At 45.0% G+C, this 13,009-nt stretch carries 6 protein-coding genes; 4 read left to right on the top strand and 2 right to left on the bottom strand.

The genetic code is table 11. From position 1 onward, the window contains the following. Positions 1-10: 10 nt before the first annotated feature. The 3 genes from D1814_RS09825 (at position 11) to gorA (ending at position 4,652) form a co-directional block, all read left to right on the top strand. A complete protein-coding gene (locus D1814_RS09825) occupies positions 11-1,690 on the top strand; it encodes a HAMP domain-containing sensor histidine kinase (protein ID WP_118495362.1) in 1,680 nt (559 codons plus the stop codon). A gap of 66 nt (positions 1,691-1,756) precedes the next feature. Next, on the top strand, positions 1,757-3,061 hold the full coding sequence (locus D1814_RS09820) for a response regulator (RefSeq protein ID WP_118491809.1): 1,305 nt from the start codon (positions 1,757-1,759) through the stop codon (positions 3,059-3,061). Between the two features lie 241 nt (positions 3,062-3,302). Then, positions 3,303-4,652 (top strand): glutathione-disulfide reductase, encoded by a 1,350-nt coding sequence (gene gorA / locus D1814_RS09815; RefSeq protein ID WP_118491807.1) that lies wholly within the window; start codon positions 3,303-3,305, stop codon positions 4,650-4,652. Between the two features lie 75 nt (positions 4,653-4,727). On the opposite strand, the gene D1814_RS09810 is transcribed toward gorA, so the two are convergent. Beyond that, the gene (locus tag D1814_RS09810; protein ID WP_118491805.1) at positions 4,728-6,944 is read right to left on the bottom strand and encodes a molybdopterin oxidoreductase family protein; all 2,217 of its coding nucleotides are present in this window, start codon (positions 6,942-6,944) and stop codon (positions 4,728-4,730) included. Between the two features lie 868 nt (positions 6,945-7,812). Between D1814_RS09810 and D1814_RS09805 the strand changes: the two genes are divergently transcribed. Continuing rightward, a complete protein-coding gene (locus tag D1814_RS09805) occupies positions 7,813-11,148 on the top strand; it encodes an amidohydrolase family protein (RefSeq protein WP_118491803.1) in 3,336 nt (1,111 codons plus the stop codon). 77 nt (positions 11,149-11,225) lie between these two features. On the opposite strand, the gene D1814_RS09800 is transcribed toward D1814_RS09805, so the two are convergent. Beyond that, entirely contained in the window at positions 11,226-12,770 is a 1,545-nt protein-coding gene (locus tag D1814_RS09800; RefSeq protein WP_118491801.1) for a hydroxymethylglutaryl-CoA reductase, read from the bottom strand. Between the last annotated feature and the right edge of the window lie 239 nt (positions 12,771-13,009).

Raw genomic sequence — 13,009 nt, 5'->3', positions numbered from 1 at the left:
AAACGAGCAGATGAAGCTGTCGTTACGATTTAAAACAATAACTGGCATTGCTAGCATCGCAGCGCTCTTGCTGCTGGTGCTAATTGTCACCGTGTTCCAATTATTAAATGATCTTGTTGATAGCAACATTAAAAAGTCTGCTGACACCACGGTTGCGCTTTTCGTTTCTACAACAAAAAATGCTTTTTTAAGTTATGACTTAGCATCACTAGATGCCGATGTGTCTGAAATTCTTACTAATCCGAATATTTCCTACGTCAGGGTAAAAGATAAACTTGGCAATGTGTTTGTAGAAAAAGGTGATGAGACTGCACTCAACCGACCTTTTGAAGCAGATTTATCAGTGTCAGAAGCAGATGATGGAGTATACGATACCCGCGCTCCAATTATGGTGAATAGAACGTTATACGGCTATGTTGAAATCGGTTTAAACATAGCCTCCGTAACAGCGTCGGTCTCAAGGGTGAGAAACTGGACTGTAACGCTTGCTTTAATGGAGTTCGTGCTAGTTGGCTTGTGTTCATATCTACTTGGTTCGTTTTTAATGTCTCAGCTTCAGCAGCTTTTGCAGGGTGCTAAACACCTTGGCGAGGCAGTTAAGTACAATAATTACAGAGAAGTGTTTGTTCCCGTTAGAGGCAAAGATGAGTTAAGCGAGCTCGCTGAAGCTTTTAATCAACTCGTAGAGCGGCTAAAAGAAGAACACGAACAACGTCAGCATGCACAGGATGAGCTTAAAGAGTTAAACACGCTTCTTGAAGAAAAAGTGCAAGACAGAACGTCTTTACTCAATCAAAAAAATTACCAACTAGAAGAAACAAACAAAGACTTAAAAGAAGCCCAAGTCCAACTGCTTCAAGCTGAAAAAATGGCATCAGTAGGCCAGCTAGCCGCCGGCGTTGCCCATGAAATTAATAACCCCGTAGGTTTTGTGAGCAGTAATATTTCGACGCTCAGTGAATACGTTGCTACTTATCAAATGATCTTCTCTCAAATTCAAGTTGTTATAGACGAGAAAGATGAAAATAAACGTGCAGCATCACTTGTTGAACTAGAGAAGATGTTGGGTAATCAAGATATGGCTTTCATTAATGAAGATATTTCTGATTTGCTGAGTGACTCTCGCGAAGGCTTGCAGCGTGTGGCCGAGATAGTTAAAGGCCTTAAATTGTTTTCTCGGGTTGATAGCGACCAAATGCAAAAACACAATATTAATGATTGTGTGCGCACCACCTTGGCTATGGTTAACAATCAACTGAAATATATCTGTACGGTAGAAACCCATTTAGGAAGGATCCCAGATGTAGAAATGAACGTTGGTAAAATCTCTCAAGTTATTACTAATTTGCTCATTAACGCTGGCCAAGCTATAGAAGCCACTAGCCAAAACGGAAAGATCATTATTACAACTTGCACTGTTGGCGAGTTTGTAGAATTGCGGGTAGAGGATTCAGGCTGTGGAATTCCGCCTAGTCACCTTGATAAACTATTTAACCCTTTCTTCACGACCAAGCCAGAAGGGCAAGGGACGGGGCTAGGTCTTTCAATTTCATTTGGTATCGCGCAAGAACACGGTGGGACATTATCTGCCACCAGCACTGAAGGAGACGGTAGTACCTTTACACTGGCTCTTCCTATCAACCCCGTATCCAAAGACTCACAAAGTAACGGTGACGCTGATAATGCATAGAGTAATAGTGTTAAAACATGCCATTGCATGTGATAGTTGTTACGTCGCATATAAGGATAATTTTTTATGACAGAGCCTACTGAACAAGCTACAACCTATACCGTGCTGTTTGTGGACGACGAGCCTAATATTCTTCGTGCAATTAAACGTGCGCTCTTCACCATGGATATAACACTACTGCTTGCAGATAGCGGCGCCAAAGCACTCGAGTTGATGAGTAACAACGAAGTACACGTTGTAATATCAGATATGAAGATGCCTCAAATGTCCGGAGCTGAGCTTCTTGAACAGGTCGCTATTAATTATCCCGACACATTTAGAGTAGTACTTACCGGTTATGCGGATATTGAATCTACGATCAAAGCAGTTAATCAGGGCAAGATTCATCGCTACCTTCAAAAGCCATGGGACAACCAAGAGCTAATATCAGTAGTTGAGGAAGGGTTAGAGCGTGTTAAGTTGAAAGCGGAAAATACACGTCTTCAAAAACTTACACGCCTTCAGAATAGAAAGCTCAGAGATATAAATGCATCGCTAGAACAAGTGGTTCAAAAGCGTACTCGCCAAATTAAAGCTGCGCTGAACAAAATTGAAAAGCACAATATTGCCATGGAGCAGGTGCTGTTCAACGTGATTAGCATTAACCCAAATATTAACGGGAAATTTGCCATTGAGGTAAGTGAGTTGTCCTCTAAACTTGCGCGTATTGCTCGATTAGAGAAAGACGAAATAAAACAAGTTCGCTACGCGGGTCTCATATGTGAGCTTGGGCTGTTAGGCCTTGAAACCGAAGATTTTAATGCGCCATTCTCAAAGCTTAAATACCAACAACAGCAAAATTACTTATCGCAAACCAAACAAGCGGCATTGATACTTGCCCCAGCACATGAGCTTCATCAAGTTTCAGATATCATCGAGTTTCAGTTCGAACACTATAACGGCTCTGGTTTATACAACAAAGTGGCGAAAGAAATTCCCGCTGGCGCGCGTATTTTAGCAATAGCCCGAGATTACTGGCGCTTAGTTACAGGCAGAATGAGCGGCGTTGAAATGAGCCCTCGAGATGCCAAACTTGAAATGAAAAAGCACCGAAACACCCGTTATGACGGCGAGTTTTTAGACCTTTTACTCGAGGCAGAGGATGTGACTACATCTAAGCTACTTTCTACATCATTGAAAGCCTCGCAACTTAAGGCGGGTATGGTGCTTGCTCAAAATTTATATAACGACAGCCATATCCTTATACTTCCTGAAGGTCACGTATTTAGTGACGCTACCATTCAAAAACTTGTGCATTTTGAAGAGGAGCGTGGAAAAGCGTTTAGTATTCAAATAGAACCGGAAGAGCTTTCTGCTACTATAAGTGAGTAAGTTCTGAAGGCACTGAGCTAAAATAGAGCTAGCGCAACATAGTTATGGCGGGTTGCGCCTCGCCCTTTTATTTAGACTACATTGTCCCCATTGACTAACTAATTGAAACACGATTAAGCAAGTCCCGGTCTTTTGATTAATCTTACAAACAGAACCGTTTAAAAATGATTTGCTGTGCGAACGTGTTTAAGCATTTATGCTTGTGTGCACGATCGTAAACCCGATAAAGAAGGCTTTTTGAATGACACATTTTGATTATATTTGTATTGGTGGTGGCAGTGGCGGTATTGCATCTGCGAACCGTGCAGCGAAGCACGGAAAGAAAGCCGCTATTATTGAAGCAAAAGATATTGGCGGTACCTGTGTAAACGTTGGATGCGTACCGAAAAAAGCCATGTGGTACGGCGCTCAGGTTGCCGAGGCCATACATCGTTACGCGCCTGAATACGGGTTCGATTTGTCAGTCAACCATTTTAGCTGGGACAGTCTTATTGCCAGCCGCCAGGCATATATTGAGCGTATTCATGCCTCGTACGACCGCGTTCTTACTGCAAACGACGTTACCTTAATTCGCGGTTTTGCGAAGTTCATTGATAACAACACGGTAGAAGTAAACGGCGAAAAGTACACGGCTGATCATATTACGATTGCTGTAGGCGGCCGCCCAATCATCCCAGATATTGAAGGTGCGCAGTACGGTATTGATTCTGATGGTTTCTTTGCACTTAAAGAGCAACCTAAGCGTGCTGTTGTAGTTGGTGCTGGATACATAGGCGTTGAGTTAGCTGGTGTACTTCATGCGCTAGGTACAGAGTCACATTTGGTGGTTCGTAAACACGCCCCGCTCAGAAACTTTGATCCGCTGATTCACGAAACCTTGGTGGATATGATCCACGCTGAAGGCTGCAAACTGCACGACCATGCCAGTGTAGAGAAGGTAGAAAAGGCTGACGATGGCGAATTATCAGTACATTTAACCAATGGTGAAGTGCTAAAGGCTGACTGCTTAATTTGGGCGATTGGACGCAAGCCGTCTACCGACAAAATTGATATTGAAAATACCGATGTTGAGTTAAGTGATGACGGTACAGTTAAAGTAGATAAGTACCAAAACACCACAGCGAAAAACGTGTACGCAGTAGGTGATATTACCGGCGAGGCAGAGCTTACTCCAGTAGCAGTAAAAGCGGGCCGCCTGCTAAGCGAACGCTTGTTTAACGGCCAAAAAGACGCTCACATGGATTACTCGATGATTCCAACTGTGGTCTTTAGTCACCCACCTATTGGCACAATCGGCTTAACTGAGCCAGAAGCTATAGAAGAATATGGCGAGGACAATATTAAAGTATACACTTCTAGCTTTGCGTCTATGTACACGGCGGTAACCCGCCACCGTCAAATGACCAAGATGAAGCTTGTATGCGCGGGTAAAGACGAAAAAGTGGTAGGCCTTCATGGTATTGGTCACGGTATGGATGAAATTCTGCAAGGCTTCGCTGTTGCCATAAAAATGGGCGCGACCAAAGCTGACTTTGATGCCTGTGTAGCCATTCACCCTACCAGCGCGGAAGAGTTTGTTACTATGACCTAGGAATACACGCTTAAATAAGTGCTTCCTAACGAAAACCGACATTTGCTTGCAAGCAAATGTCGGTTTTTTATGCCCCTAGCTTACTTTTTCTAGCTCGACGGGTACACCGTTCAACACTGCATTGCCAGACAATTCATCCACCTGTAAATCGTCAGTAAGTATGTTGGTGTTTACACCCGGATGCTGACTTGCCACAGACAACTTTATACCTTTCTTGTTATGTCCCCATCCATGTGGGATAGACACCACACCTGGCATAATCGCATCTGTGATTTCAGCCTCTATTCTTAGCTGGCCCACTCGCGATTTCACGCATACTTCATCGCCATCTGCAATGCCGTATCTTGCCCCGTCATCAGGGTGAAGCTGGAGCGTACAGCGGTTGTTGCCTTTCACCATACGGGGGCTGTTATGCAGCCACGAATTATTGGTTTTAATATGTCTGCGCCCTATCAAAACGAGGGGCTGATTTTGTGCTGTAACATAGCTCGCTTTTCCAAAGAAATGCGTGTTTACCCTGTCCAAATCAGCCATGAAGTAATCAAAATCTAAGTGAATCTTTTTATCTTCATGGAACAATGCATGAGGCAGAGACGGTTGTAGCGGCCCTAAATCTATGCCGTGTGGATGTGCTTTAAGTATTTCAATCGACAGCCCACCTTTCGGAACAGCAGTTGAACTTTCACTTAAATTTGCAGCAGCACCTTCATTTTTGCTTGCCGCTCGACCATAAAGGCCTGCTTGCAACAAATCATCGACTACACCTTTAGGCTGCTTGTCCCAAAGCGAAGCATAGTGATCCGTGCTTTTTCCATTTAGCGCATCGAGTCTTTCAGCCAAAGACAAGTATATTTGCCAATCGGTAAGCTGATCTTCATCAACGTCCACCGCTGCTTCGGAATATTTAGCAAAATTTCGCACGGCGAAGTTATGAAAAACAATGTCGTAGTGGTCGCGTTCCAGCGCGGTTACTGGAGGAAGAATTACATCAGCATGGCGAGAGGTTTCGGTAACGTAAAAATCCACCGCAACCATAAAATCGAGTTCTTCAAATGCCTTATCAAGCTGCTCTGCATTTGGCGTAGTAACCACGGGATTACCTGCACCAATTACCATGGCTTTAATTTGCCCGTCTCCGGGGGTTAAAATTTCTTCGGCTAAGCACGCAACCGGGTACTCGCCAGCAAATGACGGAAGCCCTCTTACGCGAGAGGTAAATCCGCCCATGCTGCCTCTACCAGAAACTGGCAGTACGTCAGCCGCTGGCTGGGTGAACATCATGCCACCGCGCTTATCCAGATTCCCGGTGAGCATATTAAAAAGCATAATAAGGTATTGGGTTAACGTGCCGAATGCTTGTACGCTTGCCCCCATCCTGCCATAGCAAACGGCTGATTCTGCTTTGCAGAAGTTCTCTACAAGCTGAGTTATTTGTGAAGCCGAAATACCGGTAAGCTCGCTCACTTTTTGCGGTGAGTAATCGTGAACGTACTTTTCAACCTCTTTTATATCTTCGGCATAAGGTAAAATTTCATCCACTTTGTGCAGTTGCTTTTCAAACAATACATGCAACATAGCCAGCAGTAAGAGCGCATCACTGCCAGGACGAATAAAGTGATGTTCACAGCTGATATCAGCGGTTTCGCTGCGTTTGGGGTCGATAACAACGACTTTCCCTCCGCGCTTTTGAATGCCTTTCAAACGCTTTTTCACGTTTGGCACAGTCATAATGCTGCCATTGGACGCCAGCGGGTTCCCGCCGATGATCATAAAGTGCTGCGTGTGATCGATGTCAGGAATGGGGATTTGGGAAATATGACCAAACAGCCGTCGGCTAACAATATGATGAGGCAGCTGGTCAACGGATGTAGCGGAATAGCGATTGTGCGACTTAAGAGCCCGATAGAAATAAGGCCCAAACAATATAGACCCCATATTGTGCGCATTAGGATTACCTAAATACACACCAACCGCGTTGTTACCGTGTGCCTGCTGGATGTGGTGCAACTTGCTTGCGACCAGGTCAAAGGCTTCATCCCATCCGATCTCTTCCCAGGCGCTGTCTTCGCCGTCAATTCGTACCCTTTTTACAGGGCGCTTCAAGCGGTCAGGGTCGTCGTACAAGTCTTTTAACGCACTGGCTTTCGGGCAAATATGGCCTTGGCTAAAGGGATTATCTTTATCCCCTTTTATTGACAGTATCTGACGGCCTTTCGTCGCCACCTCAATACCACACATTGCTTCACAAAGCGTACAAGTAGAATAATGCAATTGTTGTTCAGCGTTGCTCACGGTAATTCCTACACAATTCACTGTTAATGACTTGTTACGAAATTAGCGATTATTGCTGTAATAGACAAGCATCACTGAAAGTGATGGAAAGGAAAAAGCTTGTGAAGCATCTAGAATTGCAAGTACTGTTGAGCAACTCAATGAATTCCAAATCATATTGAAAATATCATCCAGCAAAAATGCATCACATATGGAACATTTAACCACGATATGTTTTATGTATAGAGCAATAGATATACTTCCCACAACAAGTTAACCGCAAATTCCACGGGAATTTACCACTCTTAAAACAAAAAAAGATATCCTCTTCCGGAACAACAAAATGTCAAATGCACAATAAGTCCCATATTAAACGAATAGGAAAAAACGAAAAAACACGTAAATTTATCTCGTCTTTCGACAATCACTTTTGTCATGAAAAAGGTCTGAAAAATGTAGGAGATATTTGCGGTAACGATCATCAATTTTTTCCCCTAATTCATAACAAAAAGAGATAAAAAATCCGCCCCGGCTAAAACTTCTACCGAAATAGGATGTTCTCAAAACCAATTTCTGAGGACCACTTCACCAGTAAACTTTGACCATTGCTAAGTGTAAATCCCAGCAATCCTTTACCGCCGTTCTAAACGAGGTTGCCACCCTAAAATAATTAAATGCGAAATAAGCGCAAAAAGTAACGATTTTCGAAAATAGTTTAATGAAGGTTAAACGCTAAAATTAGACTTACAATCGCATTAGCTAAATGAATCTTTCCTACTTTACAGTAAGATTAACCTTAGTTTTACAATTCAAGAGTGCGTCATTTCAGGCTAACTCATGTACTCTGATGTAGACAGAAAATAAATAACAAGCACTTGGAAACACAATTATGATAAAGACAATGAAAAGTTTACTGGCCATCACGCTAGTAAGTGCTTTGGGCTTAGGTGTAGTACCTACCACATTCGCCCAGAACGACAGTGAAGAAAAAACAGAATCTGACGTTGAAAAGTGGGACGTGAATAACCCACCTTACGCCCTTAATGAAGTTACAATTAAAACCAGTGAAACGACGTGGTCTAGCTTAGATATTGCTCCAAACGGCGAGTTCATGGTTTTTGACATGCTGGGCGACTTGTACAAAGTTAGTATGAGTGGCGGCGATGCGACACCGCTTACGCAAGACTTCGCATGGAACATTCACCCTGCTATTTCTCCCGATGGAAAACAGGTTGCGTTTATCTCGGATAAAGACGGGTTAAGCAACGTGTGGGTTATGGACATTGACGGCAGTAATCTTCGACAAGTTACGAAAGAGAAAAACAATCTTATCCACTCTCCTAAATGGAGCCCAGACGGCGAATACCTAGTGGTAACCAAAGGCATTATGTCTAGCCGTAGTATTCCGGCAGGCGAGATTTGGATGTACCACAAATCAGGTGGCGACGGCTTGCAGATTAAAGCCCGAAACAGCGGTAAACGTGACCAGCAAAACATTGCCGACCCCGTGTTTTCGCATGACGGGAAGTACATTTACTTTACCGAAAATACTGTTCCGGGTGCCCGCTTTGAATATAACCGCGACCCGTTAGAAGGCATTTTCGCTATCACCCGCTACGACCGCGAAACCGGCGAAGAGAGCCGCTATATTAGCGGTACGGGCGGAGCCGTAGTTCCTACACCTTCACCTGACGGTAAATACATCGCTTTTGTTCGTCGCGTTAAAGATAGAACCGCGCTTTTCATTAAAGACATCAAGACAGGTGTAGAAACCCCGCTGACGTTGGAACTAGAGCGAGATATGCAAGAAGGCTTTGGCTCGGAAGGTTACTTTGCCTACTTCGACTGGATGCCAGACAGCAGCGAAATCGTTTATTGGACAGGCGGTAAATTCCACACCATCGACGTGAAAGATAAAACCACCAGCACGATGGACGTGACCGTTGAGGGCACGGTGAAATATGCAGATGCGTTACGTTTTGACGTAGATGTCGCCCCTGATGAATTCGACGTTCGTATGATCCGCTGGTCTCAAATGTCGCCTAACGGTAAAACCGTACTTTTCCAAGCATTAGGCAAACTTTATGTGCGCGACGTTAAATCTGGCAAGATTAAGCGTCTAACGAAACAAAACGACCATGATGAGTACTATCCGCGTTTTTCTAACGATGGAAAGTCGATTGTTTATACCACTTGGAATGACCAAGACTTAGGCACCGTTCGCGTAGTTTCTGCCCGAGGCGGTAAAGGAAAAGTCATTACCCAGCAGCCGGGCCACTACATTGAGCCGTCGTTCTCTGCCGATGGCGAAAAAGTGGTGTTCCGCAAATTTACAGGCGGCTATCTGCTAGACCCGAAATACTCTGTTGAGCCAGGAATTTACGTAGCAGACCTTGAAGAAGACACCGTAGAAAAAGTCACTGAAGGCGGGTACAACGCGCATTTTGCGGGTAACGATGACCGAGTGTATTTCACCGAATCAGCGGGCGGCGAAGCTTACTACGAAACCCAGCTTTCAAGCGTTAACCTTAAGGGTAACGACAAGCGAACCCATCTGTACGGCGCAGATAAAGTAAGTGAGTACAAACTTTCACACGATAAGAAATGGGTTGCGTTTGTTTATCAGTTTAAAACATACGTGGCCCCATTTGTTGAAAATGGTAAGCGTATTACCATAGGTCCGAACATGACCTCACTGCCGGTAACGCAGCTTTCAAGCCGCGCAGGTGAATACCTCACATGGTCGCCTGACAACAAAACCCTAAGCTGGTTTAACGGCCCTACGCTATTTAGCCGTTCACTTGATGAAGCCTTTGCCTTTGTTGATGGCGCAGCGGAAACCTTGCCTGAACCAGTAGCGGAAGGTATAGACTTGTCGTTTACCACTAAAGCTGACAAACCATCTGGTTACAAAGCCTTGGTTGGCGGTAAAGTGGTCACCATGCGCTATGCCGAGAATACCCAAGAGGTGATTGAAGATGGCGTTGTGCTGATTAAAGACAACCGCATTGAAGCCGTAGGTAAACGTGGCGATGTGTCCATTCCTGATGATGCCATGCAAATAGACACCACGGGTAAAACCATTATCCCAGGGCTGGTTGATGCGCACGCGCACGGCTCGCAGGGCCGCAATGAGATTATTCCTCAGCAAAACTGGAGTCAGTACTCGAATGTGTCTTTCGGCGTAACGACCATTCATGACCCTTCAAACGACACGACAGAAATTTTTGCTGCGGCAGAATTACAGCGTAAGGGCGACATTGTTGCGCCGCGTATCTACTCCACCGGCACGATTTTATACGGTGCAGAAGGACTAGGTTACAAAGCGATTATCAATAATTATGAAGATGCCTATTTCCATGTAGAGCGCTTGAAAGAAGCCGGTGCTATTTCAGTGAAAAGCTACAATCAGCCCCGTCGCGATCAGCGTCAGCAAGTGCTGTGGGCGGCAAAGAACCAAGAGATGATGGTGGTGCCTGAAGGGGGCGGTAAGCTTCAGCAGAATCTGACTATGTTGGTAGACGGTCACACCGGTCTTGAGCACAGCATTCCTGTAGAGAAAGGCTATAGCGACGTCACTCAGCTATGGAAAGCTACAGAATTTGGCTACACGCCGACCTTTGTTGTGTCGTACGGCGGCATGATGGGTGAAGAGTACTGGTACGACAAAACAGAAGTATGGAAGAATCCGCGCCTTCTTCGTTATACCCCGTCAACAATTCTAGATAGACGCGCCATTCGAAGACCTACTGCACCGGAAAACCAGTACAACCACCAAAACGTAGCCAGCTATGCCAAAGAGCTTCGAGATAATGGGGTCAGTGTACATATCGGCGCTCACGGACAGCGTGAAGGCTTGGCTGCGCACTGGGAACTGTGGATCATGGAACAAGGTGGCTTCACGCCTTGGGAAGCGCTTCGCGGCGGTACTATTGATGGCGCGAAACACCTAGGCATGGGCAAGGATCTTGGCAGTATCGAAAAAGGCAAACTTGCTGACCTAGTGGTGATTGATGGCGACGTACTCAGCGACATTAGAAAGAGTGAATTCGTAGAATATACCGTACTTAATGGTCGAGTTTACGAGGCGGCCACCATGAACGAAGTAGGCAGTAAGAAAAAACGCAAACCCTTCTTCTTTGAACAAGATAATGCCACCTTTATGCCGCAACAAACGGCAGATGAAGTGGAAGCGAAAGCGCATCACTATCATTGGGAACATTAATAAATGAACCGCTAAACAAAAGGGGCTTCACATTATGTGAAGCCCCTTTTTACTTTTCGTCAGTTAATTTAGTTTTACTATCGGTTTCGCCCATACTGTTCGTGTGACGAGACCCAGTCTGACGAACTAATGGCTGACGCTAGCGATATCTCACCAGCCAACACCACAGACGCCACAATTTCTGCAAATTTATACACCCGGTCGCGCCCGTAGCAGTCGAGCAATTCTAAGCATTCTCGCTGTGTACCAATACCGGTACCGCCGCCATAAGTAGCCACAATAAGCGATGGTATAGTGATAGATACGTACAGGTCACCGTCATCAGTTAGCTCTGAATACATCATTGCCGCCGACGACTCAGATACGTTTGCGACATCTTGCCCTGTGGCGATAAACATGGCCGTAATTCCGTTTGGCGAATGCAAGCCCGTGTTGTTCACACCAGATAAGAATGACCCTACGCCAGCCACGCGGCCGTGGTAATCAATTTGTTTAGGGTCGACGCGCATTACCTCTAACAAATGCTCTCGCTTAATGGTGGCTTCTGCCGTAACCCGTTTGCCCCGGGTACGCATAATGTTTATTTGAGAGGCTTTTTTGTCGGTAGCAAAGTTAGATTCAAGGTAAAAGTTCTCTATTCCCTCGTAATGGTCGAGTATCCACCCGCAAGCCGCAAAGGTTGCGCGCCCAACCATGTTTTGACCAGCAGCATCGCCGGTTTTAAAGTTAAACCGTAAAAACGCAAATTTGTTAGACAGAAAGTGGTCGATATAGGTTAGCTTGGCCACGCTTGAGGTCGCTTCAGCTTCTTCTTTAATCTTTTCAAAGTTTGTTTTTATCCATTTTACAAAGTCCCTCGCACCACGGGCATTTTCAAAGATAAAAACTGGGGCTCTCTGCATGGCATCATCAACTACCGTAGCCGTTACGCCACCACTCATGTTAAGTAGCTTCATACCGCGGTTGTACGATGCCACTAGCGTACCTTCGGTAGTCGCTAACGGCACTACAAAGTCACCTTGTGCGTGCTCGCCATTGATAGTCAACGGCCCAGCAATACCAATAGGAACCTGCGCCACGCCAATGAAATGCTCGATGTTGCCTTTAAGCGCTTGCGGGTCAATTGAGTACTTACCTACGTGGTTAATTTTCTTGCCCGTAGCGCTTTCAAAATATTCTTGGCGTGTTTTTATAATGCTTTCGCCATAGTCGTCCATGTCGTCTCGGGGGATAAAAACACTGCGTTGGCCAGGCGCTGTAATATTATCTTCTACCTCAAATTTAAGCTTCCCAAATGGTGATGCCGAAAAGCAAATGCCCAATTTTCGCTTTTCAGGGCAAGGCGCCTCATCAATGTCTAGGTGCACGGTAATAGTTTGACGCAAGCCAAACGGCTCGCCCTCCGACTTATTTAACGCATCGACAGGAATGCAGGAGTCAGGCGTAAGTTGGAGTGAAATTTTGTCTTCTGGAATTTTTTCTCCATCAAGAGAAATCCACTTTACTTCCTTGATGGTCGCGTCTTTTAATCTGTTTTTCAGAGAGAAAGATAAGCCTTTATCTGTCTTCGTAAGGCTGGCACGTGTGTAAAGTTGCTTTAAAAGTATACTGGGTACAAACATGTGGCGTCCTTCTACGTATTCTTACCGTGTTATTTTCATATTTCTTTGTTTTTTATAGCACATTCTTTATACACTTCTATGACTTCTTTATATTTCTTCGCCTTTTTCTTGCGCAATATCAACTTTCAATTTTAGGCCAAGCGCTTTCAAAAATGCGCCAAGCCCAACGAGGGTGCGTGCTACCGAAAAGTAGACCTTAAGCCCCCTTCATCAAGTTCTCACTCCGCCTAAAGTAAACA

Source organism: Alteromonas sp. BL110 (genome assembly GCF_003443615.1).
GTDB lineage: Bacteria > Pseudomonadota > Gammaproteobacteria > Enterobacterales > Alteromonadaceae > Alteromonas.
This window is presented reverse-complemented; position numbering and strand designations above follow the sequence as displayed.

Coding starts and splice junctions, on each gene's coding strand:
- D1814_RS09825 (WP_118495362.1), top strand. CDS start 11: ATGAAGCTGTCGTTACGATTTAAAACAATAACTGGCATTGCTAGCATC.
- D1814_RS09820 (WP_118491809.1), top strand. CDS start 1,757: ATGACAGAGCCTACTGAACAAGCTACAACCTATACCGTGCTGTTTGTG.
- gorA (WP_118491807.1), top strand. CDS start 3,303: ATGACACATTTTGATTATATTTGTATTGGTGGTGGCAGTGGCGGTATT.
- D1814_RS09805 (WP_118491803.1), top strand. CDS start 7,813: ATGATAAAGACAATGAAAAGTTTACTGGCCATCACGCTAGTAAGTGCT.
- D1814_RS09800 (WP_118491801.1), bottom strand. CDS start 12,770: ATGTTTGTACCCAGTATACTTTTAAAGCAACTTTACACACGTGCCAGC.